General features: G+C 41.8%; 20 protein-coding genes, 11 tRNA genes and 3 rRNA genes. 1 reads left to right on the top strand and 33 read right to left on the bottom strand.

Features of this window, described 5'->3' with window-relative positions; genetic code table 11:
• Window position 1 precedes the first annotated feature (1 nt).
• From ACLV7Q_RS01280 to pbp2a, 22 genes are all read right to left on the bottom strand, one after another.
• Window positions 2–886 carry an ABC transporter ATP-binding protein gene (locus ACLV7Q_RS01280; protein WP_218758091.1) on the bottom strand — a complete coding sequence of 295 codons (885 nt, stop codon included), beginning with the start codon at window positions 884–886 and terminating at the stop codon, window positions 2–4.
• Window positions 873–1,067: a hypothetical protein gene (locus tag ACLV7Q_RS01275; RefSeq protein WP_218758092.1), complete on the bottom strand. Its 195-nt coding sequence runs from the start codon at window positions 1,065–1,067 to the stop codon at window positions 873–875. Before ACLV7Q_RS01275 ends, ACLV7Q_RS01280 begins: the two co-directional genes overlap by 14 nt.
• A complete protein-coding gene (locus tag ACLV7Q_RS01270; RefSeq protein WP_218758093.1) occupies window positions 1,064–1,255 on the bottom strand; it encodes a hypothetical protein in 192 nt (63 codons plus the stop codon). Before ACLV7Q_RS01270 ends, ACLV7Q_RS01275 begins: the two co-directional genes overlap by 4 nt.
• Window positions 1,256–1,754: 499 nt before the next feature.
• Window positions 1,755–1,828 (bottom strand) — tRNA-Pro (locus ACLV7Q_RS01265).
• Window positions 1,829–1,843: 15 nt separating this feature from the next.
• Window positions 1,844–1,917, bottom strand: a tRNA-Arg gene (locus ACLV7Q_RS01260).
• 11 nt (window positions 1,918–1,928) lie between these two features.
• A tRNA-Leu gene (locus ACLV7Q_RS01255) sits at window positions 1,929–2,014 on the bottom strand.
• Window positions 2,015–2,021: 7 nt separating this feature from the next.
• Window positions 2,022–2,093 (bottom strand) — tRNA-Gly (locus ACLV7Q_RS01250).
• A gap of 22 nt (window positions 2,094–2,115) precedes the next feature.
• A tRNA-Thr gene (locus ACLV7Q_RS01245) sits at window positions 2,116–2,188 on the bottom strand.
• Between the two features lie 18 nt (window positions 2,189–2,206).
• Window positions 2,207–2,288, bottom strand: a tRNA-Leu gene (locus ACLV7Q_RS01240).
• Window positions 2,289–2,293: 5 nt separating this feature from the next.
• Window positions 2,294–2,366: transfer RNA gene (locus ACLV7Q_RS01235), tRNA-Lys, on the bottom strand.
• A gap of 24 nt (window positions 2,367–2,390) precedes the next feature.
• A tRNA-Asp gene (locus ACLV7Q_RS01230) sits at window positions 2,391–2,463 on the bottom strand.
• A 2-nt stretch (window positions 2,464–2,465) separates the two neighbouring features.
• A tRNA-Val gene (locus ACLV7Q_RS01225) sits at window positions 2,466–2,538 on the bottom strand.
• Window positions 2,539–2,542: 4 nt separating this feature from the next.
• Window positions 2,543–2,658, bottom strand: a 5S ribosomal RNA gene (gene rrf, locus ACLV7Q_RS01220).
• Window positions 2,659–2,734: 76 nt separating this feature from the next.
• Window positions 2,735–5,636 (bottom strand): 23S ribosomal RNA (locus ACLV7Q_RS01215).
• A 125-nt stretch (window positions 5,637–5,761) separates the two neighbouring features.
• A tRNA-Ala gene (locus tag ACLV7Q_RS01210) sits at window positions 5,762–5,834 on the bottom strand.
• 51 nt (window positions 5,835–5,885) lie between these two features.
• Window positions 5,886–7,431, bottom strand: a 16S ribosomal RNA gene (locus tag ACLV7Q_RS01205).
• The 16S, 23S and 5S rRNA genes sit together here with 11 tRNA genes alongside, the layout of an rRNA operon.
• Window positions 7,432–7,674: 243 nt before the next feature.
• Window positions 7,675–7,746, bottom strand: a tRNA-Glu gene (locus tag ACLV7Q_RS01200).
• Window positions 7,747–7,838: 92 nt separating this feature from the next.
• Window positions 7,839–8,318, bottom strand: a complete 480-nt coding sequence (locus ACLV7Q_RS01195) for a sigma-70 family RNA polymerase sigma factor (protein WP_175880428.1) — start codon at window positions 8,316–8,318, stop codon at window positions 7,839–7,841.
• A gap of 120 nt (window positions 8,319–8,438) precedes the next feature.
• Window positions 8,439–8,975 (bottom strand): transcription termination/antitermination protein NusG, encoded by a 537-nt coding sequence (gene nusG, locus ACLV7Q_RS01190; RefSeq protein WP_000376734.1) that lies wholly within the window; start codon window positions 8,973–8,975, stop codon window positions 8,439–8,441.
• 54 nt (window positions 8,976–9,029) lie between these two features.
• Entirely contained in the window at window positions 9,030–9,206 is a 177-nt protein-coding gene (secE, locus tag ACLV7Q_RS01185) for a preprotein translocase subunit SecE (protein WP_001210991.1), read from the bottom strand.
• Window positions 9,207–9,215: 9 nt separating this feature from the next.
• Window positions 9,216–9,368 (bottom strand): 50S ribosomal protein L33, encoded by a 153-nt coding sequence (gene rpmG, locus ACLV7Q_RS01180; RefSeq protein ID WP_001809375.1) that lies wholly within the window; start codon window positions 9,366–9,368, stop codon window positions 9,216–9,218.
• Window positions 9,369–9,420: 52 nt separating this feature from the next.
• Entirely contained in the window at window positions 9,421–11,616 is a 2,196-nt protein-coding gene (gene pbp2a / locus ACLV7Q_RS01175) for a penicillin-binding protein PBP2A (RefSeq protein WP_218757969.1), read from the bottom strand.
• 86 nt (window positions 11,617–11,702) lie between these two features.
• On the opposite strand from pbp2a, the gene ACLV7Q_RS01170 reads away from it, so the two are divergent.
• Window positions 11,703–12,578, top strand: coding sequence for an RluA family pseudouridine synthase (locus ACLV7Q_RS01170; RefSeq protein ID WP_411865976.1), 876 nt, complete (start codon window positions 11,703–11,705; stop codon window positions 12,576–12,578).
• Between the two features lie 67 nt (window positions 12,579–12,645).
• Here the strand turns inward: ACLV7Q_RS01170 and gap are convergent, their stop codons facing one another.
• The 11 genes from gap to jag form a co-directional block, all read right to left on the bottom strand.
• Window positions 12,646–13,656, bottom strand: a complete 1,011-nt coding sequence (gene gap / locus ACLV7Q_RS01165; RefSeq protein WP_000260687.1) for a type I glyceraldehyde-3-phosphate dehydrogenase — start codon at window positions 13,654–13,656, stop codon at window positions 12,646–12,648.
• 176 nt (window positions 13,657–13,832) lie between these two features.
• The gene (locus ACLV7Q_RS01160; protein ID WP_218757968.1) at window positions 13,833–15,134 is read right to left on the bottom strand and encodes an ABC transporter permease; all 1,302 of its coding nucleotides are present in this window, start codon (window positions 15,132–15,134) and stop codon (window positions 13,833–13,835) included.
• Complete coding sequence (locus ACLV7Q_RS01155) at window positions 15,103–15,786, bottom strand: ABC transporter ATP-binding protein (protein WP_218757967.1); 684 nt, start codon at window positions 15,784–15,786, stop codon at window positions 15,103–15,105. The genes ACLV7Q_RS01160 and ACLV7Q_RS01155 overlap by 32 nt, the downstream gene beginning before the upstream one ends.
• A gap of 315 nt (window positions 15,787–16,101) precedes the next feature.
• Window positions 16,102–17,022, bottom strand: a complete 921-nt coding sequence (locus tag ACLV7Q_RS01150; RefSeq protein ID WP_218757966.1) for a helix-turn-helix domain-containing protein — start codon at window positions 17,020–17,022, stop codon at window positions 16,102–16,104.
• A 122-nt stretch (window positions 17,023–17,144) separates the two neighbouring features.
• Window positions 17,145–19,796: a bifunctional acetaldehyde-CoA/alcohol dehydrogenase gene (gene adhE, locus ACLV7Q_RS01145; protein ID WP_218757965.1), complete on the bottom strand. Its 2,652-nt coding sequence runs from the start codon at window positions 19,794–19,796 to the stop codon at window positions 17,145–17,147.
• A 298-nt stretch (window positions 19,797–20,094) separates the two neighbouring features.
• Window positions 20,095–20,505: an MORN repeat-containing protein gene (locus tag ACLV7Q_RS01140; protein ID WP_218757964.1), complete on the bottom strand. Its 411-nt coding sequence runs from the start codon at window positions 20,503–20,505 to the stop codon at window positions 20,095–20,097.
• Window positions 20,492–20,935: a low molecular weight protein-tyrosine-phosphatase gene (locus ACLV7Q_RS01135; RefSeq protein ID WP_138700664.1), complete on the bottom strand. Its 444-nt coding sequence runs from the start codon at window positions 20,933–20,935 to the stop codon at window positions 20,492–20,494. Before ACLV7Q_RS01135 ends, ACLV7Q_RS01140 begins: the two co-directional genes overlap by 14 nt.
• A gap of 46 nt (window positions 20,936–20,981) precedes the next feature.
• Window positions 20,982–21,281 (bottom strand): preprotein translocase subunit YajC, encoded by a 300-nt coding sequence (yajC, locus tag ACLV7Q_RS01130; protein ID WP_049540522.1) that lies wholly within the window; start codon window positions 21,279–21,281, stop codon window positions 20,982–20,984.
• Between the two features lie 128 nt (window positions 21,282–21,409).
• Entirely contained in the window at window positions 21,410–23,386 is a 1,977-nt protein-coding gene (tkt, locus tag ACLV7Q_RS01125; protein ID WP_218757963.1) for a transketolase, read from the bottom strand.
• A gap of 116 nt (window positions 23,387–23,502) precedes the next feature.
• On the bottom strand, window positions 23,503–24,126 hold the full coding sequence (locus ACLV7Q_RS01120) for a ribonuclease P (protein ID WP_218757971.1): 624 nt from the start codon (window positions 24,124–24,126) through the stop codon (window positions 23,503–23,505).
• 50 nt (window positions 24,127–24,176) lie between these two features.
• Window positions 24,177–25,163 carry an RNA-binding cell elongation regulator Jag/EloR gene (gene jag, locus ACLV7Q_RS01115; protein ID WP_218757962.1) on the bottom strand — a complete coding sequence of 329 codons (987 nt, stop codon included), beginning with the start codon at window positions 25,161–25,163 and terminating at the stop codon, window positions 24,177–24,179.

The raw sequence follows: 25,163 nt of genomic DNA, 5'->3' as shown, positions 1-25,163 counted from the left end.
CTTAGTCATCTCCCTTTTGTGTTTCTTCAAAGATTGTATCCAGTAAGCTACGATTATTGACTTCAATTTCTTGAATCCTACATCCTGCTTGCACTAACAGTTCCCAAAAAGCATCTGCTTCGCGTGTGACTACTTGTAGAGCATCCTGTTTTTGTGACCAGTTTTCAACCAAGTTTGACTGTTCGACAACTTCCTTATATGCTAGAGGAAGGATAAAGTGCTTTTCAATCTCCTCACTGCGCATGGCTAGAGGTGTTGTATCGCGAATCAACTCTCCCTTATTCAAGACCAAGATTCGATCCGCTGTATGCTCTACCTCTTCGATATAATGGGACGAATAGAGGATGGTTACTCCCTGAGCTTTTAACTCCTGAACAATTTCCCAAAAGCGTTGACGAGTTGAGGTATCCATGGACGCAGTAGGTTCATCTAAAAAGACAAGCTTTGGTCGCCCAATCAAGGTCAAGACAAAAGAGAAGAGACGCTTTTGCCCGCCTGACAATTTTTCTGCAAATTGCTCTTTCTGTTGCTGTTCAAACTGCAATAGTTGATCAATTTCTTGTCTGCTCAAAGGGTTTGGATAAATACTTTGAAAGAAAGCAATTAATTCTTTAACCTTTAATTTCTGTACGATCACATTTTCTTGAGGGAGGTAAGCTCTAGTATAGTCTAACTTAGAACTCGTCACTGGTAAACCTTGAATAGATACTTGACCGCTTGTGACCAGTTTATCTCCAAGCAGACAGTCCAAGAGTGTGGTCTTCCCAGCACCATTTGGCCCAATCAAGGCGACGCATTCACCTTCAGCTACCTCAAAGGAAATATCCTTCAAAATAGCCTTGCCCTTGATGTTTTTATTTAGGCTTTCTACCTTAATCATGTTCATGATATTCTCCTTTCAGCCACTCCTTTCCCATAGGAAAGACGACAAAAATCATAAATCCTAGTCCCCAGGCACCACGGATGAATTGGTGAAGGAAGGCTTGATCAAACCAACCTGTAAACATTTCTACCAACCATACCACTAGTGATAGTCCAATAAAAAGATAGAGAAACGCTTTTTTCATTTTTCAAACTCCTTTTTCACATCTGAGACTAATTTCAAACCTTCTCGGATAAGCCAGGACATCATTCCAAATCCTGCAAATAGCCCCCAAGGAAAATGATAGAAATCTTCATCCAATCCTGAGAACATGAGATAAGTCATGACTCCTGCTGCTACTAAACTCATTGCGACAATTACTTTATGTTTCATTTTTTCTTCCTCCACTTGATACATCTAGTATAATTCTTTGAAGGTAGAATCACTAGAAGCTTCTGTCATGAGGAGATATGACAAATGTCATAAAAATTCTGTTCAAAACAAGCAAGATACACTATACAATAAAACACAATTAGAAAAATCTAAGGCAACTTCCTCAAAAGAGATATCAAACCCAATTCACACCATAATGTAAACTAATACTTATTTAAAATCAAAAAGAGTAGAAATTTTTATCAGACAAACACATATATTATACGTTGAACAAAACCCTTCTATTACTTTCTTAAAAGTTTGTAAGAATTATACAATCTGTTAAATTTTAATTTATGTACCTAAACTACAGTATTCATTGAACAAATCAGGAAACAAAAAAATATACGCGATCAAAATGAATTACTGAAAATCAAAAAAGAGAGAATCAAACTGATTCTCTCTTAATGTATATAATATCTAGTTTTAAAAATAGACACTCACATATCTCTGTAATATATCGGGAAGACAGGATTCGAACCTGCGACACCTTGGTCCCAAACCAAGTACTCTACCAAGCTGAGCTACTTCCCGAGTTAAATAGAAAAATGCACCCTAGAGGAGTCGAACCTCTAACCGCCTGATTCGTAGTCAGGTACTCTATCCAGTTGAGCTAAGGGTGCTCATTATATTATGCCGAGGACCGGAATCGAACCGGTACGATCGTTACCAATCGCAGGATTTTAAGTCCTGTGCGTCTGCCAGTTCCGCCACCCCGGCCTCTCTAAGCGAACGACGGGATTCGAACCCGCGACCCCCACCTTGGCAAGGTGGTGTTCTACCACTGAACTACGTTCGCACTGTTTTCTTCTATCTAAAAATGCCGGCTACATGACTTGAACACGCGACCCTCTGATTACAAATCAGATGCTCTACCAACTGAGCTAAGCCGGCTCATTTATTATATCTTAATGCGGGTTAAGGGACTTGAACCCCCACGCCGTTAAGCGCCAGATCCTAAATCTGGTGCGTCTGCCAATTCCGCCAAACCCGCATATATGACCCGTACTGGGCTCGAACCAGTGACCCATTGATTAAAAGTCAATTGCTCTACCAACTGAGCTAACGAGTCTAAAATAACTTCCGTTATCTTAAACGGTCCCGACGGGAATCGAACCCGCGATCTTCGCCGTGACAGGGCGACGTGATAACCGCTACACTACGGGACCTTTGGGAGTTAACGGGATCGAACCGCTGACCCTCTGCTTGTAAGGCAGATGCTCTCCCAGCTGAGCTAAACTCCCTAGAGCTAAGCGACTTCCATATCTCACAGGGGGCAACCCCCAACTACTTCCGGCGTTCTAGGGCTTAACTTCTGTGTTCGGCATGGGTACAGGTGTATCTCCTAGGCTATCGTCACTTAACTCTGAGTAATACCTACTCAAAATTGAATATCTATTCAAACCAAGAAAACCTCTCGCTTTCATATTCTCAGTTACTTTGGATAAGTCCTCGAGCTATTAGTATTAGTCCGCTACATGTGTCGCCACACTTCCACTTCTAACCTATCTACCTGATCATCTCTCAGGGCTCTTACTGATATATAATCATGGGAAATCTCATCTTGAGGTGGGTTTCACACTTAGATGCTTTCAGCGTTTATCCCTTCCCTACATAGCTACCCAGCGATGCCTTTGGCAAGACAACTGGTACACCAGCGGTAAGTCCACTCTGGTCCTCTCGTACTAGGAGCAGATCCTCTCAAATTTCCTACGCCCGCGACGGATAGGGACCGAACTGTCTCACGACGTTCTGAACCCAGCTCGCGTGCCGCTTTAATGGGCGAACAGCCCAACCCTTGGGACCGACTACAGCCCCAGGATGCGACGAGCCGACATCGAGGTGCCAAACCTCCCCGTCGATGTGAACTCTTGGGGGAGATAAGCCTGTTATCCCCAGGGTAGCTTTTATCCGTTGAGCGATGGCCCTTCCATACGGAACCACCGGATCACTAAGCCCGACTTTCGTCCCTGCTCGAGTTGTAGCTCTCGCAGTCAAGCTCCCTTATACCTTTACACTCTGCGAATGATTTCCAACCATTCTGAGGGAACCTTTGGGCGCCTCCGTTACCTTTTAGGAGGCGACCGCCCCAGTCAAACTGCCCGTCAGACACTGTCTCCGATAGGGATCACCTATCTGGGTTAGAGTGGCCATAACACAAGGGTAGTATCCCAACAACGTCTCCTTCGAAACTGGCGTCCCGATCTCATAGACTCCTACCTATCCTGTACATGTGGTACAGACACTCAATATCAAACTGCAGTAAAGCTCCATGGGGTCTTTCCGTCCTGTCGCGGGTAACCTGCATCTTCACAGGTACTAAAATTTCACCGAGTCTCTCGTTGAGACAGTGCCCAAATCATTACGCCTTTCGTGCGGGTCGGAACTTACCCGACAAGGAATTTCGCTACCTTAGGACCGTTATAGTTACGGCCGCCGTTTACTGGGGCTTCAATTCATACCTTCGCTTACGCTAAGCACTCCTCTTAACCTTCCAGCACCGGGCAGGCGTCACCCCCTATACATCATCTTACGATTTAGCAGAGAGCTGTGTTTTTGATAAACAGTTGCTTGGGCCTATTCACTGCGGCTGACGTAAAGTCAGCACCCCTTCTCCCGAAGTTACGGGGTCATTTTGCCGAGTTCCTTAACGAGAGTTCTCTCGCTCACCTGAGGCTACTCGCCTCGACTACCTGTGTCGGTTTGCGGTACGGGTAGAGTATGTTTAAACGCTAGAAGCTTTTCTTGGCAGTGTGACGTCACTAACTTCGCTACTAAACTTCGCTCCCCATCACAGCTCAATGTTATAGAACTAAGCATTTAACTCAGTTCACACCTCACTGCTTAGACAGACACTTCCAATCGTCTGCTTTAGTTAGCCTACTGCGTCCCTCCATCACTACATACTCTAGTACAGGAATATCAACCTGTTGTCCATCGGATACACCTTTCGGTCTCTCCTTAGGTCCCGACTAACCCAGGGCGGACGAGCCTTCCCCTGGAAACCTTAGTCTTACGGTGGACAGGATTCTCACCTGTCTTTCGCTACTCATACCGGCATTCTCACTTCTATGCGTTCCAGCGCTCCTCACGGTACACCTTCATCACACATAGAACGCTCTCCTACCATACCTATAAAGGTATCCACAGCTTCGGTAAATTGTTTTAGCCCCGGTACATTTTCGGCGCAGGGTCACTCGACTAGTGAGCTATTACGCACTCTTTGAATGAATAGCTGCTTCTAAGCTAACATCCTAGTTGTCTGTGCAACCCCACATCCTTTTCCACTTAACAATTATTTTGGGACCTTAGCTGGTGGTCTGGGCTGTTTCCCTTTCGACTACGGATCTTAGCACTCGCAGTCTGACTGCCGACCATAATTCATTGGCATTCGGAGTTTATCTGAGATTGGTAATCCGGGATGGACCCCTCACCCAAACAGTGCTCTACCTCCAAGAATCTCTAATGTCGACGCTAGCCCTAAAGCTATTTCGGAGAGAACCAGCTATCTCCAAGTTCGTTTGGAATTTCTCCGCTACCCACAAGTCATCCAAGCACTTTTCAACGTGCCCTGGTTCGGTCCTCCAGTGCGTCTTACCGCACCTTCAACCTGCTCATGGGTAGGTCACATGGTTTCGGGTCTACGTCATGATACTAATTCGCCCTGTTCAGACTCGGTTTCCCTACGGCTCCGTCTCTTCAACTTAACCTCGCATCATAACGTAACTCGCCGGTTCATTCTACAAAAGGCACGCTCTCACCCATTAACGGGCTCGAACTTGTTGTAGGCACACGGTTTCAGGTTCTATTTCACTCCCCTCCCGGGGTGCTTTTCACCTTTCCCTCACGGTACTGGTTCACTATCGGTCACTAGGGAGTATTTAGGGTTGGGAGATGGTCCTCCCAGATTCCGACGGGATTTCACGTGTCCCGCCGTACTCAGGATACTGCTAGGTACAAAGACTATTTTAAATACGAGGCTATTACTCTCTTTGGCTGATCTTCCCAAATCATTCTTCTATAATCTTTGAGTCCATATCGCAGTCCTACAACCCCGAAGAGTAAACTCTTCGGTTTGCCCTCCTGCCGTTTCGCTCGCCGCTACTAAGGCAATCGCTTTTGCTTTCTCTTCCTGCAGCTACTTAGATGTTTCAGTTCACTGCGTCTTCCTCCTCACATCCTTAACAGATGTGGGTAACAGGTAGTACCTGTTGGGTTCCCCCATTCGGAAATCCCTGGATCATCGCTTACTTACAGCTACCCAAGGCATATCGTCGTTTGTCACGTCCTTCTTCGGCTCCTAGTGCCAAGGCATCCACCGTGCGCCCTTATTAACTTAACCTTATTTTTCTGACCTTTCAGTCATAAACTCTTATTAATACTACAGCGTTTTCGGTTTATTTTCTTGTTACTATTTGATATAGATATTCAATTTTCAATGTGCATTACTTGGTGATCTCTCACCAATGGAGCCTAGCGGGATCGAACCGCTGACCTCCTGCGTGCAAAGCAGGCGCTCTCCCAGCTGAGCTAAGGCCCCACAAGACCTCTCAAGACTAAACAAGACCAATGCGCAGTTCCTTATCCTTAGAAAGGAGGTGATCCAGCCGCACCTTCCGATACGGCTACCTTGTTACGACTTCACCCCAATCATCTATCCCACCTTAGGCGGCTGGCTCCTTACGGTTACCTCACCGACTTCGGGTGTTACAAACTCTCGTGGTGTGACGGGCGGTGTGTACAAGGCCCGGGAACGTATTCACCGCGGCGTGCTGATCCGCGATTACTAGCGATTCCGACTTCATGTAGGCGAGTTGCAGCCTACAATCCGAACTGAGACTGGCTTTAAGAGATTAGCTTGCCGTCACCGGCTTGCGACTCGTTGTACCAGCCATTGTAGCACGTGTGTAGCCCAGGTCATAAGGGGCATGATGATTTGACGTCATCCCCACCTTCCTCCGGTTTATTACCGGCAGTCTCGCTAGAGTGCCCAACTGAATGATGGCAACTAACAATAGGGGTTGCGCTCGTTGCGGGACTTAACCCAACATCTCACGACACGAGCTGACGACAACCATGCACCACCTGTCACCTCTGTCCCGAAGGAAAACTCTATCTCTAGAGTGGTCAGAGGGATGTCAAGACCTGGTAAGGTTCTTCGCGTTGCTTCGAATTAAACCACATGCTCCACCGCTTGTGCGGGCCCCCGTCAATTCCTTTGAGTTTCAACCTTGCGGTCGTACTCCCCAGGCGGAGTGCTTAATGCGTTAGCTACGGCACTAAACCCCGGAAAGGGTCTAACACCTAGCACTCATCGTTTACGGCGTGGACTACCAGGGTATCTAATCCTGTTTGCTCCCCACGCTTTCGAGCCTCAGCGTCAGTTACAAGCCAGAGAGCCGCTTTCGCCACCGGTGTTCCTCCATATATCTACGCATTTCACCGCTACACATGGAATTCCACTCTCCCCTCTTGCACTCAAGTTAAACAGTTTCCAAAGCGTACTATGGTTAAGCCACAGCCTTTAACTTCAGACTTATCTAACCGCCTGCGCTCGCTTTACGCCCAATAAATCCGGACAACGCTCGGGACCTACGTATTACCGCGGCTGCTGGCACGTAGTTAGCCGTCCCTTTCTGGTAAGATACCGTCACAGTGTGAACTTTCCACTCTCACACTCGTTCTTCTCTTACAACAGAGCTTTACGATCCGAAAACCTTCTTCACTCACGCGGCGTTGCTCGGTCAGACTTCCGTCCATTGCCGAAGATTCCCTACTGCTGCCTCCCGTAGGAGTCTGGGCCGTGTCTCAGTCCCAGTGTGGCCGATCACCCTCTCAGGTCGGCTATGTATCGTCGCCTTGGTGAGCCGTTACCCCACCAACTAGCTAATACAACGCAGGTCCATCTGGTAGTGGTGCAATTGCACCTTTTAAGCAAATGTCATGCAACATCTACTATTATGCGGTATTAGCTATCGTTTCCAATAGTTATCCCCCGCTACCAGGCAGGTTACCTACGCGTTACTCACCCGTTCGCAACTCATCCAGAGAAGCAAGCTCCTCCTTCAGCGTTCTACTTGCATGTATTAGGCACGCCGCCAGCGTTCGTCCTGAGCCAGGATCAAACTCTCATTAAAAGTTTGAGTTCTCACTCATTTCTGTCACTGACAGATTTATTGTTTTTTCATTGTTCAGTACTACAACCTTGGTTGTAGTGCCCTGCACATTGGTTCGTCTTGTTCAGTTTTCAAAGGTCTTTGTCACTTACTTCTTTCAAGCGACAACTATATTAGTATATCACAGCCGCTTTCGCTTGTCAACACTTTTTTGAAACTTTTTTTAAAACTTTTTTCATCAAGTGTTACAACCGCAACATACCATAGTCCGTACGGGATTCGAACCCGTGTTACCGCCGTGAAAAGGCGGTGTCTTAACCCCTTGACCAACGGACCAGAGTTGTTATTTTCAACTCTTACTATTATACAGGCTTTTTCAGACTTGTCAACACCTTTTTTAAACTTTTTTTACTTTTTTGCATGAATTCCTAATGAGTACGGATATCAAACTCTTTAAACACAATACGTAAGTCCTTTAGCACTCTTTGACGCCCTCGGAAACGTTCATTTCTTAAAACGCGTTCTAACTCTTCTCGTTGCTCTTTACTTTGTTTGTTTCTATAATCTCTTAGTGTTTCATGAAAGAGATAATAGTCATCTAGCCATAGACCGCCCTCACTTATACGATGACTTATCTCACTCACTTCTTCATATGTTTCTTTATCATATCTTCGTTTGTGGCTTTCTTGCTTACGGAGATAATCTAAAATCCGATTCCGGAACTTGGTTTTGAAATATTTACGTAAACGTGGTATATCTTCTACCAGTCCTTCTTCTCTACTGATCAATTCATGTAAGCAAATCATGCCTTCTTGGTCCCAATCCGACAATTCCCATAAATGAAGGTAATATTCATTTCTACACTTATACACAGTTCCCTGGACTTCTTCATACAATTCTTTAAGCATAGTCTTCCCCTTTCTGTGTACAGTCTAACAGATTCAAACACACTTTTGGCACATTTCATCCATTCTGTTCTCTTTATCTCCTAAACTGCACAAAAAAGAGAGGACGGGCCTCTCTCAGGGTTATAATTCCGCAATTTGGTTTAGGTTTACTTCTGCAACTGTGTCATTACCAAACATAGAGATAATCATTTTTACTTTGTTATTATCAATTTCTGTAATCTTACCAGTGTAGTCTGCAAAAGCACCATCAATAATACGTACAGTTTGACCAACCTCAACATCGAAATCAAATTCTTGAACAGTTTGTCCCATAGATATCAAAATGTCACGAATTTCTTGTTCCAATAATGGAGTTGGTTTTGATCTGTTCCCGTGTGATCCGACAAATCCTGTAACATTTGGTGTGTTTCGAACAACAAACCAAGCTTCATCTGTCATCACCATTTCTACAAGAACATAACCTGGAAAGCGATTTTCTTCTACTTCTTTTCTCTTTCCATTTTTTTCAACTTGCACTGTTTGTGTTGGAATTTCAACGCGTAGAATATTATCCAACATATTGTAGGTTTGTGCACGTTGTAATAGATTTTCTTTTACCTTATTTTCATAACCAGAATAAGTTTGTAAGACAAACCATCCTTTATCAAAACTATCCATGATATTTCCTTTCATAAATAGAAGATTTCTAGTGTAATTAACTCCACTAACCTTCTAAAAAATGTTAATAAATCGAATCAAACCTGAAACAATCAACTGGTCAAAAATGTAAATAATTACTACAAAGAAAGCTGTGTATTCCATGATAGAACGAAAATCTCTCCAGCTTTCCTTGCGAGTTGGCCATGTTGTGTCTTTAAGAAGTCTAAAAATATCTCCAATAAAACGCATCGCTCTCTCCTATCTCGTTTCTCTGTGTGTAGTGTACTTACCACAATGCTTACAAAATTTATTTACTTCTAGTCGTGTAGGCTTGGGGTTTCCACTAATCTTGATTGAATAGTTTCTAGAACCACAAACCGCACAAGCTAGGCTTGCTTTTTTTAGTGCCATAACGCCTCCATCTTATCTATTATAACAAGAAAGCTAGGCTTTGACAAGCATCTTAGCGAAATAGATTGACTACCGAATCCCATATTGTTTGAGCCTTTTCCTTAATCTTCGCATCTGAGATAGCCCGGCTAGCCTCATCTACTAGACTTTGCGCACGTCCTCGAATATCAGACAAATTATCATCTGTCTGGCTATTATCATTGGTTTGTACTTGTCTTTTTGTGTTAGCTGGTGCAATTCCATTTTGCTTATAAGCATTTTCAACCGTAAAAGTGCTTCCTGGCGTATAAGGTAAAATGGTATTTGCAATGTTTCTAAAGACATGTGCTGCACCGTTTGAAGTCGAACCTGCTAGATAGTGATTTTCATCAGTGGTCGGAAAGCCAAGCCAGTGGCTAATCACTACATCCGGAGTATAACCAATTACCCACTGGTCACTTGTGTAATCCGGATTGAAAACTGCTTCAGTTGTTCCAGTTTTCCCTGCCATGACATAGTCTGCAGGCGATGAACTAATACCGGTACCGTTGGTGAATGTCCCCAACATCATACTGGTCATCTTATCAGCTACAGACTTATCAATCACCCGTTTTTGTGAATTTTTATGGCTCGCAATAACCTGACCACTAGCATTTTCAATTCTACTAATAAAATGAGCTTCAGGCATTAAACCTTCATTTGCAAAGGCAGCATATGCTTGAGCCATTTGCAGAGGATTGGTTTCAACACCGCTTCCCAATGCGACACCAAGAACACGATCAACTTTTTCCATGTTGAGTCCGAATTTTTCGCCCGCCTCAAAAGCCTTATCAAGGCCCAAATCATTAACAGTGGCAACAGCAGGCAGATTAAGCGACTCTGCCAAGGCTTGATACATAGGAACTTCTCGACTCGTTTTGATTCCTGCATAGTTATCAAGCTTATAGCTGTCGTACTGCATGGTATGGTTATCCAAGAGCTTATTCAAAGCCCAGCCTGCTTCAACTGCTGGCGTATAAACAACTAAAGGCTTAATTGCAGAACCAGGACTACGTTTTGATTGAGTTGCATAGTTGAAATTCCGGAATCCAGTTTTATCATTATCAGCAACTTGACCGACAACTCCACGAACTCCACCTGTTTTCGGTTCGAGAGCTACACTTCCTGATTGAGCAAATGTTCCATCCTCTGCCCTCGGAAATAGCGATGTGTTTTCATAAACAACCTGCATATTTGCTTGGTAATTTTGGTCCAGCTCTGTGTAAATGCGGTAGCCATTATTTACGATTTCTTCCTCTGTTAAATTATACTTAGACACAGCTTCATTAACCACCGCATCAAAGTAAGAAGGATAGCGGTAATCTGAGATTTTTCCTTCATACTTATCGTGCAATTGCGAAGTCATATCAACTTCTGCAGCTTCGGTTTCTTGGTTTTTATCAATGTAACCCGCTGCAAGCATATTTTGCAAGACAGTATCACGACGATTAGTCGAATCTTCTACAGAATTCAAAGGATTATACAGTTCCGGTCCTTTGAGCATCCCTGCCAGAGTCGCAGCTTGATCCAGACTCACTTCTGATGCAGAAACTCCAAAGTATTTCTTACTGGCATCTTCTACACCCCACACACCATTTCCAAAATAAGCGTTGTTAAGGTACATGGTTAGAATTTGATCCTTACTATATTTTTTTGTTAATTCTAAAGCAAGGAAAAATTCTTTCGCTTTTCTCTCAACAGTTTGATCCTGCGACAGATAGGCATTTTTAGCCAGCTGTTGGGTAATAGTAGAACCACCACCTGAACGACCAGCAGTTACAATCGCCAAGAAGAAACGACCATAGTTAATCCCATCATTTTTATAAAAAGAACGGTCTTCTGTCGCAATAACGGCATTCTGCAAATTTTTACTGATATCAGTCAATTCAACATAAGTTCCTTTTTGACCAGACAAGGCACCAGCCTCCTTTTCTTCACGGTCAAAAATGAGAGTTCGAGTTTTCAAGGCATTTTGCAAATCATTGACATTGGTTGACTTGGCTACAGCAAACAAATAGGTTCCAACTAACAAGCCTGCACTCAAACCTAGTATAACAACCATTTTCGTTAGATGATAGCGACGCCAGAATTTTCGAATCGGACCCATTTGGGCTAATTTTTTTCGATCACTACGAGAGCGACGTAAGCTAGTAGAATCAGAGTCCTCTAGTTCACTTGTTTCTTTTTTAAAAAGAGAAAGAAATTTCTCAAATAATTTATCTAATTTCATGCGTTTATTTTATCATCTTCATCATAGGAAGACAAGAATTTAGCTATTTCCTATCCAAATAGGGCTTTTTTTGTTACAATATCTGTATGAAATTCACATTTACATTACCAGACTCTCTACCTCAAATGACGGTAAAGCAATTACTTGAGGAACAACTCCTCATCCCTAGAAAAATCCGTCATTTTTTGAGAATCAAGAAACACATTTTGATTAATCAGCGAGAAGTTCATTGGAACGAGACGGTAAATCCTGGAGATGTTTGCCAATTGACTTTTGACGAGGAAGATTATCCCGAAAAAGAAATTCCTTGGGGCAACCCAAACCTCATTCAGGAAGTTTATCAAGACCAACACTTAATTATTGTGAACAAACCAGAGGGGATGAAAACGCATGGTAATCAGCCAAGCGAAATCGCCCTTCTTAACCATGTCAGTGCCTATGTTGGCCAAACCTGCTATGTAGTTCATCGTCTAGACATGGAAACCAGTGGTTTGGTTCTCTTTGCCAAAAATCCTTTTATCCTACCTATTCTCAATCGCTTATTGGAGAAAAAAGAGATTTCTAGGGAATATTGGGCACAGATCGACGGACATATCAACAGCAAAGAACTTGTTTTCAAAGACAAAATCGGACGTGATCGCCATGACCGCAGAAAGCGAATAGTTGATACAAAAAATGGCCAACATGCCGAAACGCATGTAAGCAGATTAAAGCAATTCCCAGACAAAACTTCCTTGGTTCGTTGCAAACTAAATACCGGGCGAACCCATCAGATTCGTGTGCACCTTTCGCATCATAACTTCCCTATTTTAGGTGACCCTCTCTATAATAGTAAATCAAAAACAAGTCGGCTTATGCTCCACGCCTTTAGACTGTCCTTTACCCATCCGCTTACTCTAGAGAAATTAAGCTTCACTACCCTATCAGATACTTTTGAAAAAGAATTAAAAAAGAATGGATGATTGTGTCATCCATTTTTTAATATTTAAAAAGCAAGACCAGAGGCCTTGCTTTTTATCGACTCATGAATTATTTAGCGATTTTTGCGAAGTATTCAAGAGTACGAACAAGTTGTGCAGTGTATGACATTTCGTTGTCGTACCATGATACAACTTTAACCAATTGTTTACCGTCAACGTCAAGAACTTTAGTTTGAGTTGCGTCAAACAATGAACCGTAAGACATACCTACGATATCTGAAGATACGATTGGATCTTCTGTGTAACCGTATGATTCGTTTGAAGCTGCTTTCATAGCTGCGTTCACTTCATCAACAGTAACGTTCTTTTCAAGAACTGCTACCAATTCAGTAACTGATCCAGTTGGAGTTGGAACGCGTTGTGCAGATCCGTCAAGTTTACCGTTCAATTCTGGGATTACAAGACCGATAGCTTTTGCAGCACCAGTTGAGTTAGGAACGATGTTTGCAGCACCAGCGCGAGCACGGCGAAGGTCACCACCACGGTGTGGTCCGTCAAGGATCATTTGGTCACCAGTGTAAGCGTGGATAGTAGTCATCAATCCTTCAACAACACCAAAGTTATCTTGAAGAGCTTTAGCCATAGGAGCCAAGCAGTTTGTAGTACATGAAGCACCTGAGATAACTGTTTCAGTACCGTCAAGAACGTCGTGGTTAGTGTTGAATACAACTGTTTTAACGTCGTTTCCACCAGGAGCAGTGATAACAACTTTTTTAGCTCCACCAGCGTGCAAGTGTTTTTCAGCAGCTGCTTTCTTAGCAAAGAAACCAGTAGCTTCAAGAACGATTTCTACACCGTCGTTAGCCCAGTCGATTTGTTCTGGATCACGTTCAGCAGAAACTTTGATGAATTTACCGTTAACTTCAAATCCACCTTCTCTAACTTCAACAGTACCGTCGAAACGACCTTGAGTTGTGTCGTATTTCAACAAGTGTGCAAGCATAACTGGATCTGTAAGGTCGTTGATACGAGTAACTTCAACACCTTCTACGTTTTGGATACGACGGAAAGCAAGACGACCGATACGTCCGAAACCGTTAATACCAACTTTAACTACCATTAGTGATTTCCTCCTTATGAAAATCATGAAATTTTTATTGTGAAAAGAGTAACTTGAATCACTACAAATCACCTTTCAACAAACCTATTATATAACTATTTAAGTTTAATTGCAAGTACGGGCATTGTTTTTCTATGTTAGTTTCTTTTTAAGGCTATAAATCAAGGAATCCCTTACTATTCATATCGTAGCGATTCTACAGGATCCATTTTACTAATTTTACGTGCTGGGAAGTAGGCTGAGACATAACCAAGTAATAGAGCAAAAGCTAGAGTTCCTAAAACAGATAACAAATTTAATTCAAAAACCTTAGTGATGGATGGGTAAAAATGATTTACAACCGCATTCGCCAAACTTCCCACCCCTTGTGCTACCAAAAAGGCCAGTAGCAAGGCGATACCTACAATCCAGATAGCCTCGTAAATAAAAATTCCTTTGACATCACGATTTTGATAACCAACTGCCTTCATGACACCTATTTCCTTAGAACGTTGCATGATATTGATGTAAATGATGATACCAATCATGACCGCTGCTACCACAATAGCTTGTGATGAAAGTACAATCAACAATCCCTGAATGACACGAATAAAAGTAATCACAATATCAAGAACCTTCTGTTGAGAAAGAACAGTATACTTCTTGTTTTTCTGCAATTCTTCTGTTATCGCTTTTGTTTGTGATGGATCTTTGAGTTCCAAGATAAAATAAGATACAGCTTTTGTAAATCCAGCCTCTTTCAAGATTGCTTCCATTTGATGAGACGGCATGAAACTGTTGCTGTCCTCCAGGTCATCTTCATCATTGATTACACGTACAATCTTTGTTTGAAATTGAGCAGTCTTACTAGCTTCAGCAGCATTTTCTACAATGCTAGCTGAGACTGATTTGCCAATAACATCATTAGCTGTCAGATTTTTTCCTGTCTGTTCATTCCAATTTTTTAGTAAACTGCTTGGAATCGTCAATCCCTGTTCATTTGAATCAGTATAGAGGGAACCAGCTAATACTTTGTCCGCCTCATTACTACTAACAGAAATACTTGTATCCTCATAGAGACTCACTACTTGAGCATAAGAAGGCATCGTTTGACTCAGATCCATTTCTTGCCCATCTATAGTAATATTTGACATAATCATCCCAAAAGGACTCTCCAAATATTTAATAGCTTCTTTTCCAACTGTATCCGTGATATAGTTCTTATCATCTTGGTTCAAAAAGCCTCGTCCAACATTTTTTGTGTTTAAAGCAATCTGAACTTGAGAAGGAATTTGACCTCCATTCGTATTTTCATCAATCATCGAAATCAAGGCATTTCCCAATCCAAAAGAAATCAAGACTCCTACAAAACCGATTGAGGTTGCTAGTGCAATCAATAGGTTACGCCACTTTCTTTCCATAAAGTTATTTAAAGAAAGTTTAAATTTATTTTTCAATGACAATCCTTTATTTTTTGACTTCTTCAACGACTTCACCATCCTTCATTTTGATAATCACATCTGCATATTCGGCAACCTCTGGATTATGGGTTACAATCAGTACTGTTTTCCCTGTTTGGGCTAATTTTTTAAACACTTCCAATACCATTTCTTGGGATTGAGAATCCAGCGAACCCGTTGGCTCATCTGCTACAATCATATCTGGCTGATTTACCAGTGCACGCGCGATTGCTACGCGTTGCTTTTGCCCACCAGAAAGCTGTTTAACATTTTTAGCTACAAAAGGCTCCATGCCTAAGTTACTTAATTGCTCCTTTGCAATCATTGTCATCTCCCTGTCAGATAAATCTTTGACATAGAGAGGTAATTTGACATTGTCCAAGACAGACTGATGAGGAATGAGGTTAAAGTTTTGAAACACAAATCCAATCTTATCTTTACGAAATTGAGTTAGTTCAATCTCTGATAAGTCACGGAGGGATTCCCCTTTAAACTCTAAATCTCCTTCATATTGTCTATCTAAACCGCTGATGATATTGAGTAGACTGGTTTTGCCACATCCTGATGGACCGTAAATCGCTGTAATTTTACCTTTTGCGATTTGCAGGTTTATATTCTTTAAAACCTGCTCTTGATGTTTACCGTCCAAGGCGTAAAACTTTGAAATATTTTTAATGGATAAAATGGACATTCTTTCCCCCTTATTTAAAACTGTTGTCGTCATACATCGTAATTATAGAAAAGCCTTCAAGCGACATTAGCACTGATTGCCACTATGAACCTACTGCTTAGAATTCTTTCTCTATTGCCGAGTTTGCTTCTGGATGTATAGCAAGTAATACTCTTCGAAAATCTCTTCAAACCACGTCAACGTCGCCTTGCCGTACTCAAGTACAGCCTGCGGCTAGTTTCCTACTTTGCTCTTTGATTTTCATTGAGTATAAAATTCATTGTAACAAAAAAGCGGCATTCCCTCAATGACAGAAATGTCACTCCTATAAAGCATTTAACAATACCTTTCTAAGTCTTCGCTCCATTCCTTATCTAGACTAACGATTAACTTCTCATTGCCAAACATCCTCGCCATCATTTTTGCTTCTTCATACTTTTGTTTTGCCGTATCATAATCGGTATGAATATAATATTTCCACTCCACCATCAAGACAATCGGTTGCTTTTGGAAATCTCGTGTTTTTTCAGAAATCCAATTCAGTTTTTCCACAGCTAACTTAAATAACTCTAAATCATTCAATAATTCACAACTTCCTAGCCCTGCAAATAACACATCACGAACAAGAAATAAATCGTCTGTACCGCTATTTTCTACGTTATTACACACTTTTTGAAACATTAATTGAAGTTTCTGCTGTTCGCTAATAGATAACTGTCCTTTTTTTATATTTTCTAAATAACTACACAAAAAATACAATCTAATTTTTAAAAGGTCTGAAAAGGAAAATTCTCTTTGGTTCCAAAGTTCCTCAAAAGATTCATCTAAAAGCGCTATTCCATACTGTTCATTATCCGTCGCTCTCACTTCATCTATTGCCTGAAGGCAGTCCACTATCATCTTCTCATCACGGGGCAGGTCATCATAAAAACACTCAAAAATCTCATCAAAATATTCTTCCTTCTGTTCCTGTAACTCTTTGTCTCCATAGTCAGGATGATGTAAAAGAAAGTACTTTAATTCTTGGTAGCGTTTAGGCAATTCCTTATAATCTGGCATCAAGACATAGGATGGAATTTCTAATCTATCTGCAATATATTCTAGTGTTTTTATAGTCGGTCGAAATTCTCCTTTTTCGATTCGCACCAGCTGACGGACTGATAATTCAGACTCATCCCCGCAAAAAACTGGACGACTAAGTCCTTTCTCCTCTCTTAAAAGTCGCACTTTATCCCCTAACTCATTTATCTTGTTCATTTGCCCCTCGCATGATTATAAAAGATTTGATTTTCAAATAAATATATGCGATGATTATACCATTTTTCAAATAGAATTACAAAAAAGAGACAGGATAACTCCTGCCTCTAGGCTGATAACAATTATTTACGGCGTCCTGGTCTTTCTTTGTAGCCATAGTAAGAATCTTCGATGATTTCTTGCATGTGGTCAACCATTGGAAGACGTGGGTTAGCTGGTGAACATTGATCTTCGTAAGCAAGGAAGGCCAATTCACGTGAATGTTCTTTCCATTCTTTTTCATCAATTCCTTGTGCTTTGAAGTTCATTTGGATACCTACGCGCTCACCAAGTTCGTAGACAGCTTTTGCGTAAGATTCCACACCTTCTTCTGGAGTAGAAGCTGGAAGTCCAAGCATGCGTGCGATATCTTGGTATTTTTCATCTGCACGGTAGTAGTTGTACTTAGGCCATGTTGCTGTCTTAGCTGGACGTGTACCGTTGTAGCGGATGACGTATGGAAGCAAGATAGCATTTGTACGTCCGTGAATTGTGTGGAATTGTGCACCAATCTTGTGGGCCATTGAGTGAGAAATACCTAGGAATGCATTGGCAAAGGCCATACCAGCGATTGTTGAAGCGTTATGCATTTTCTCACGTGAGTGGAAGTCTGCATTCTTAACTGAGCTTTCAAGGTTTTCGAATACAAGTTTGATGGCTTGAAGTGCAAGACCGTCAGTGTAGTCGCTAGCCATTTGTGATACGTAAGCTTCAGTCGCGTGAGTCAATACGTCCATACCAGTGTCCGCAGCAACAAATCCAGGAACTGTCAATACCAAGGCAGGGTCTACGATTGCCACAGTTGGTGTCAATGAGTAGTCAGCGATTGGGTATTTACGGTTATTTGCTTTATCAGAGATAACGGCAAATGGCGTTACTTCAGATCCTGTACCAGATGTTGTTGGGATTGCGATGAATTTAGTCTTCTTACCAAGTAATGGGAATTTGAAGGCACGTTTACGGATATCCATGAATTTTTGAACAAGATCACGGAAGTCCACTTCTGGTTGTTCATAGAAGAGCCACATTACTTTAGCAGCATCCATTGGAGATCCACCACCAAGAGCAATGATTGTATCTGGTTTGAAAGCACGCATGATTTCAGTACCACGGTTTACAGTTGTGATATCTGGATCTGGTTCTACATCAGCAAAGATTTGGTAAACAACCTTATTGCGACGAAGATCAAGTTGTTCGATGATACGATCAAGGAAACCAAGCTCTACCATGGCATGGTCAGTAACGATCATGACACGTTCAACGTCACGACATTTTTGAAGGTATTGAATTGAATCACGTTCAAAGTATGTTTTTGAAGGAAGTTTCATCCATTGCATGTTATTTCTCCGTCTTCCGACTTTTTTGATGTTCAAGAGGTTAATGGCACTAACGTTATCCCCAACTGAGTTGCGTCCGTAAGAACCACATCCAAGTGTCAATGATGGCAAGAAGGCATTGTAAACGTCCCCGATACCACCGAAAGTAGAAGGTGAGTTACAGATAACACGAATAGCTTTAACAGCTTTACCAAATTCTTTAGTCAATTCTTCGTCAGCTGTGTGGATAGCTGCTGAGTGTCCAAGACCGTTAAATTCAACCATTTGACGAGCCTTAGTAATACCATCTTCACGGCTTTCAGATTTCAAAACTGCGATAACTGGTGACAATTTCTCACGAGTCAATGGCTCGTTTTCACCAACTTCTTTACATTCTGCAGCAAGAATGTTTGTTCCTTCTGGAACTGTAAATCCTGCTTGTTCTGCAATCCAAGTTGCTGGTTTACCAACGATATCAGCGTTCAATTTCGCACCAGCACAGTTTTTGCTGTTTGCTTTCACGCCGAAGCAGAATTCTTCAAGAAGAGCTTTTTCTTTTTTGTTTACAAAGTAAGTGTGATAAGATTTGAACTCTGCTACAAATTCATCGTAAATTTCTTTATCAATGATAACCGCTTGTTCAGATGCACAGACCATACCGTTATCAAATGATTTAGACATAACGATATCGTGTGCTGCTTGACGGATGTTTGCTGATTTTTCAACATAAGCTGGAACGTTTCCGGCACCTACCCCAAGAGCTGGTTTACCACATGAGTAAGCCGCTTTAACCATGGCATTACCACCTGTTGCAAGAATTGTTGCAACGCCTTCGTGGTTCATAAGCGCACTAGTTGCTTCCATAGATGGTTCAGTGATCCACTGTACACAGTTTTCAGGAGCACCAGCTGCGATAGCTGCATCGCGGACGATACGAGCTGCATGAGCAGATGATTCTTGTGCTGATGGATGGAAGGCAAAGACGATTGGGTTACGTGTCTTCAATGAAATCAATGATTTGAAGATTGCTGTTGATGTTGGGTTTGTTGTAGGAGTGATACCACAAACAACACCAACTGGTTCAGCGATAAGAGTCAAACCTGTTACATCGTCTTCTTCGATAATGCCAACTGTCTTAGTGTGGCGCATGTTGTTTACTACGTGTTCACAAGCAAACAAGTTCTTAGTTGCTTTATCTTCAAATACACCACGTCCTGTTTCTTCATAGGCATGTAAAGCCAATTCCCCGTGGGCATCCAAAGCTGCCACTGACGCTTTAGCTACGATGTAGTCAACCTGCTCTTGATCCAACTTACGCATTTCTTCAAGAGCAACTAAAGCTTTTTGCACCAAGCCATCGACATGCTTTTCAGCAGCGAGTTTCTTTTCCTCTGGTGTCACAGTTTTTTTATCAGCCATATTTTCCTCCATAGCTATCAAGGATTCAATCCTTTGTTAATTTTTTCACAATTTTATTATAACGCATTATTTCAACTTTGTAAACAGTTTCATAAACATTTCACAAAGAATTTTTAGCACCTTGTGAAATGTTTGTTATTTTCTTTTCTTAGCAAGCTTTTTATTTAAAGTTTGTGAAAATTATTTCAAATATTTTTTATTTCACAAACTTGAATGGAAGAGGCACTTGGAAAGATAGGGATTTACAGGTAAGCGCTTACTTAAACATTCTAACAATACCTCCTTTGATAAGGAGGCTTTATTTTTGTTGAAAAACGCCTTGTTTAAAAGTCCCTTCATAAACGACTTCTTGTTCTGTTGTTAGTTTCCCTCTTCCTTCAGCCTGACCATTTACAAAATCACCTTCGTAGGTCCAGCCTTCTTTAGATTGAAAGGTACCTTTTCCGTTGAAGGCTCCATTGTTGAAGTCACCTGTATATTGGTCTCCATTTTGGAAAGTAATGGTACCTTGTCCATTCATTTTACCACGCACAAGACTGCCGTCGTAAACAATCGTTCCATTATCAAGCTTTAGAACACCTTTTCCGGGAATATTTAGAAAAAAGACGAGTACAGCACAAAAAACAATGGCAACTACTGCTAAAAGCTCGAGACGTAGACGAGTCAGATAGACACGATACTTTTCGTAAAAATTCTTAAGATTTTCCACCTTCACTCTCCTTTTCTAAACGTTCTAACCAAGCTTGACAGCCCTCTTGAACACGTCGATAGGTTTCCTCAAAATCTCCTGTATACCAAGGGTCTGGAACACTTTCAGATGCAAATGAGTAAATCTTATCTTGACAGTCTACTGGACACATCTGACGTAAGTCAGAAACATTTGAAGCGTCCATTCCGATAATATAATCAAAGGATTCAAAATCTTCCTTACTAATCTGAAGCGATGTCTTATTCTTGTCATAAGGAATCTCATACTCTTGAAAAATTCCCTGAGTCCCCTTATGAATCGGATTGCCATGTTCCCAAGAAGAAGTCGCTCGACTTTGGATTTCATAATTATCTGTCATTGATTTCATAACAAACTCGGCCATAGGGCTGCGGCAAATATTTCCTAGACAGACAAAGACTAATTTTTTCATCCCATTTCCTTTCTTTTATAGAAAAACGGGAGTTCGTAATCCCGTCTTATTTTTCAATTGCACCTTCGAGTGAAGCTGTTTCTTTAAGTGGTAATACGGTCTTGATAGCAGCTAGTTCAAAAGTCAAGTAAACTCCATCTACATCAAGAACAATCGTTCTCTTCTCAGTATCTACTTCATCAACTGTTCCATAAAGTCCACCGATTGTAATCACTTCATAGCCCTTTTGTAGTTTGTTCAAGCTTTCCATACGTTTTTGTGCTTGTTTCTTTTGAGAGCGTTGCATAAAGAACATCAAGCCCAACATCGCTACAAGCATAATCACAAATGTTAAATTTGGACTAATATTTTCCATAGTATTTTCTCCTTTGTATTTTACATAGGACTACTATATCAAATTTCAGCTACTTTTACAAGATTGTACCTTGCTTTTCTAGTAAGAAAAAAACAGAGCTTGCGCCCTGATTTTTAGAATTATTTCAAGTCTTGAACGACTTTTACTAGATTTTCTACAGTAAAGCCATATTCTGCCAATACTTTTGGTGCTGGGGCAGAGGCTCCGAAGGTATCAATACCGAGAACGGTACCATCGAGACCAACATATTTGTACCAGTTTTGACTTGCACCCATTTCGACTGCAACACGACGGCGAACTGCATTTGGAAGAATTTCTTCCTTGTATGCTGCATCTTGTGCGTCAAAGACATCTGTAGATGGCATGCTGACTACGCGGACTTTTTCGCCTTGACTAGCCAATTCTTTGGCAGCTGAGACAGCAAGATTGACCTCTGAACCTGTCGCAATCAAGATTGTATCAAAGTCTGCTGCATTTTCATAGACAACATAAGCACCTTTAGCAACCTTGTCGAAGTCTGTCCCTTCTTCAACAGTCAAGTTTTGACGGGTCAAGACAAGGGCAGTTGGTGTTTTCTCACTTGTCACTGCAAGATACCAAGCTGCTTGAGTTTCACGCGCATCTGCTGGACGGAAAACATTTAGATTTGGCATAGCACGAAGACCTGCTAAGTGCTCAACTGGTTCATGAGTTGGACCGTCTTCCCCGACTGCGATTGAATCGTGGGTAAAGACATAAGTCACAGGAAGACCTTGCAAGGCTGACAAGCGGACAGCTGCCTTCACATAGTCAGAGAAGACGAAGAAAGTTCCACCGTATACACGAAGTCCACCATGAAGGGCCATCCCGTTCAAGATCGTTCCCATTGCAAATTCACGAACACCAAACTGAATGTTACGATTTAAGCGATTGGCATCGTCTTGAAGTCCATCCGTCTTGATATAAGTCATGTTTGAGTGAGCTAGGTCAGCTGATCCACCCAAGAAAGTTGGCAATTTAGTAGCTACAACGTTTAAGGCATCCTGACTCGAGTTACGAGTTGCTTGAGAGAAGCCATTTTCTAAAGCTGGGAAATCTGCTGGAGTCACTTCAACTGGATCACGTCCATCGATGATGGCTTCTACTTCTGCTGCCAGTTCTGGATGAGCTTCTTTATAGTCAGCAACTAATTTTGTCCAAGCTTCATAAGCTGATGCGCCACGGTCTGCAACATGTTCTTTGAAATCAGCATAAACTTGTTCTGGGATTTCAAACGGCTCGTATTCCCAACCAAGCGCTTGGCGAGTTGCTGCAGTTTCATCTGCTCCAAGAGGAGCACCGTGTACAGCATTGGTTCCTTGTTTGTTTGGAGAACCGTATCCAATGACAGTCTTCACTTCAATCAAAGATGGTTTGCCTGAAGCTTTAGCTGTTTCGATAGCAGCATGGATTGCTTCCAAGTCTGTTCCATCTTCAACCAAGGCAGTGTGCCAACCGTAGGCATTGTAACGGTCACGAACGCTTTCAGTAAATGAATCCTTTGTCTCACCATCCAAGTTGATGTCATTTGAATCATAAAGAACAACCAACTTATCCAGTTTTTGCAAGCCTGCGTATGAAGCCGCCTCGCTTGAAACACCTTCCATCAAATCTCCGTCTCCACAGATAACGTAAGTATAGTGGTCAAAGATATTGTAGCCTTCACGGTTATATTTGGCTGCCAAGAAACGTTCTGCTTGGGCAAAACCAGTAGCAGTTGAAATTCCTTGCCCTAGAGGACCTGTGGTAGCATCAATCCCTGCTGTATGGCCAAATTCTGGGTGACCTGGTGTTTTTGAACCCCATTGACGGAAGCTCTTGATTTCATCCATACTAACATCTTCAAAGCCAGAAAGGTGAAGAAGGGCATAAAGAAGCATTGAACCATGACCAGCTGAAAGAATAAAACGGTCGCGGTTAATCCAGTTTGGTTGAGCTGGATTGATACGAAGTTGTTTTGTAAAGAGGCTGTAAGCCATCGGAGCCGCTCCCATAACCACACCTGGGTGACCTGAGTTGGCTTTGTTGATAGCGTCAATACCTAGGAAACGAATTGCATTAACAGATAGATTTGACATAGAATTTCCTTTCTATTTGAGGTGATTATTGAATCACACATTCTATTCTACTATTATATGAAAAAATACATAGAATAGCAATCAAACAATTCGACGCTAGATAAGTCTCCTATTTTCTACTCTCTGGTCGCCTGATAATAGGGAAGCAAGCGCTCATAAGCTTCTTCTAATTTATCTAAAACCGCTTCCAATGATTGATTTTCTATAAAAGAAACATCTGCCTTCACTAAAACTTTTCGGATTTCTTGACTGCTTACCTTCTCACGCAAAGTACGACGATTTGCTTCATTCGCCTCCCATCTTTGACTTTGACCATCAGAGTAGGCTAGATAATAAATCCCTTCAACGGTTGGAACTTCTAAAACTTTGGCCTGCTTGCCTAAAGTTTTCTCATCTTTCTTGCGCTCGATAAAACTAACTTCTAGTGAGACACCAAAATCAGAGGGTACTCCATACAAACGTAAGGCTAGCATAGGCTCTGTCACTTGTCCATCTCTCTGTAGATAGACCCAGAAATGCGGTCGCAAACGCTGGGCTTGATTCATCCACTGGCTAGTCTGTTGGAGTTGCCATTCTGGATGGCTTGCTTGAAAGGCTTTAGCCAGTTCTGTAAAAGCCTTTCGAGCCTCTTGGCCTTTGTGGCGCAATTCCAGCATTTTCTCTCGCTCTGCTCCTGCTTTATCAGGATTACGGTACTGCAAACCAGCAAAGTCTAAATAATCTCTTATCTTATTCAACATTAGTTTCATCTCCTCTAGCTAGCAAAAAATCAGGTCAAGCCTGATTTTGTTTATTCTGTATCTACAACGACATAGCGATTTGGCTCATCACCCTCAGAATAACTAGTCACGCCATCCATACGTGAAATAATACGGTGGATAATCTTGCGTTCACTATTCGACATGGGATCTGTTTGATGACTACGCCCTTCTTCTAAAACACGAATCGCCAATTTTTGCGCATAGGTCTGCAAGACTTCTGCACGGTGTTCAACATAATCATTGACATTGATTGTAATGTAGAAGGTTCTTGAATAGCGGTTGTAAAGATAATTTTGAGCCAACAGTTGCAAGGCCTTCAAAACTTTACCATGGTAGCCAATAATACGACCTGGTTCGTTAGTATCAATTTGCAAATTGATACTACGACGGTTATAATCATTTGAAAGCGTGGCTTCAACATCCATGTCATCCACAATCGCTTGAACATAGGCAGTCACATCCGTAGCCACCTGGACAATATCAAAGCTTGGTTCAACTTTCAAGCCCATCTCTGTCAAGTCTTGATTTTCAGTTTGGTCTCGCTCAATTTCAAGGTCATCAGCGCCCGCTTCTTCCCTCATCGCTTCCTCGATTTGAAGTTCATTTAAAATCTCAATGTGACCAGTTTCTTCCAAGATAGTGCTGGCATGTCTTTCATGTTTTAAGATTTCAGCCTTGACTTCATCAGAAATACCTTGACCTTCTTCCTCAATCTTTTTAATTGCCTCTACAACATGACCCAAATCAACAGTTGCTTCACTCACCGTCTTCACAGGCTCGTTCAAATCATTGATTTTTTTCGGAACGCCTTTTACTGCCTGTTGGTTTGCTTTGACAACTGTCGTTTCACTAATCGCTTCAATGTCAACCTGGGCTGGTTTTTTACCAAATAAACCAAGAAAGCCTTTTTTCTCACGAGAAATGACTTTAATATGTGCCTTCTTCCTTGGAATATCTAATTTTTTCAATCCTTTTTGGATTGCTTCTTCAACAGTTGAACCTGTAAATACTACCAT

The organism is Streptococcus mitis (assembly GCF_965111725.1).
Taxonomy (GTDB): Bacteria; Bacillota; Bacilli; order Lactobacillales; family Streptococcaceae; genus Streptococcus; species Streptococcus mitis_DV.
The sequence above is the reverse complement of the archived record's forward strand: the minus strand, read 5'-3'. Positions and strand labels throughout refer to the sequence as shown.

Coding starts and splice junctions, on each gene's coding strand:
- ACLV7Q_RS01170 (WP_411865976.1), top strand. CDS start 11,703: ATGAAATTCACATTTACATTACCAGACTCTCTACCTCAAATGACGGTA.
- ACLV7Q_RS01270 (WP_218758093.1), bottom strand. CDS start 1,255: ATGAAACATAAAGTAATTGTCGCAATGAGTTTAGTAGCAGCAGGAGTC.
- ACLV7Q_RS01150 (WP_218757966.1), bottom strand. CDS start 17,022: ATGAACAAGATAAATGAGTTAGGGGATAAAGTGCGACTTTTAAGAGAG.
- ACLV7Q_RS01155 (WP_218757967.1), bottom strand. CDS start 15,786: ATGTCCATTTTATCCATTAAAAATATTTCAAAGTTTTACGCCTTGGAC.
- gap (WP_000260687.1), bottom strand. CDS start 13,656: ATGGTAGTTAAAGTTGGTATTAACGGTTTCGGACGTATCGGTCGTCTT.
- ACLV7Q_RS01135 (WP_138700664.1), bottom strand. CDS start 20,935: ATGAAAAAATTAGTCTTTGTCTGTCTAGGAAATATTTGCCGCAGCCCT.
- adhE (WP_218757965.1), bottom strand. CDS start 19,796: ATGGCTGATAAAAAAACTGTGACACCAGAGGAAAAGAAACTCGCTGCT.
- nusG (WP_000376734.1), bottom strand. CDS start 8,975: ATGGATAGTTTTGATAAAGGATGGTTTGTCTTACAAACTTATTCTGGT.
- tkt (WP_218757963.1), bottom strand. CDS start 23,386: ATGTCAAATCTATCTGTTAATGCAATTCGTTTCCTAGGTATTGACGCT.
- ACLV7Q_RS01195 (WP_175880428.1), bottom strand. CDS start 8,318: ATGCTTAAAGAATTGTATGAAGAAGTCCAGGGAACTGTGTATAAGTGT.
- rpmG (WP_001809375.1), bottom strand. CDS start 9,368: ATGGCACTAAAAAAAGCAAGCCTAGCTTGTGCGGTTTGTGGTTCTAGA.
- ACLV7Q_RS01160 (WP_218757968.1), bottom strand. CDS start 15,134: ATGGTGAAGTCGTTGAAGAAGTCAAAAAATAAAGGATTGTCATTGAAA.
- pbp2a (WP_218757969.1), bottom strand. CDS start 11,616: ATGAAATTAGATAAATTATTTGAGAAATTTCTTTCTCTTTTTAAAAAA.
- secE (WP_001210991.1), bottom strand. CDS start 9,206: ATGCGTTTTATTGGAGATATTTTTAGACTTCTTAAAGACACAACATGG.
- ACLV7Q_RS01280 (WP_218758091.1), bottom strand. CDS start 886: ATGAACATGATTAAGGTAGAAAGCCTAAATAAAAACATCAAGGGCAAG.
- ACLV7Q_RS01275 (WP_218758092.1), bottom strand. CDS start 1,067: ATGAAAAAAGCGTTTCTCTATCTTTTTATTGGACTATCACTAGTGGTA.
- ACLV7Q_RS01120 (WP_218757971.1), bottom strand. CDS start 24,126: ATGTTGAATAAGATAAGAGATTATTTAGACTTTGCTGGTTTGCAGTAC.
- jag (WP_218757962.1), bottom strand. CDS start 25,163: ATGGTAGTATTTACAGGTTCAACTGTTGAAGAAGCAATCCAAAAAGGA.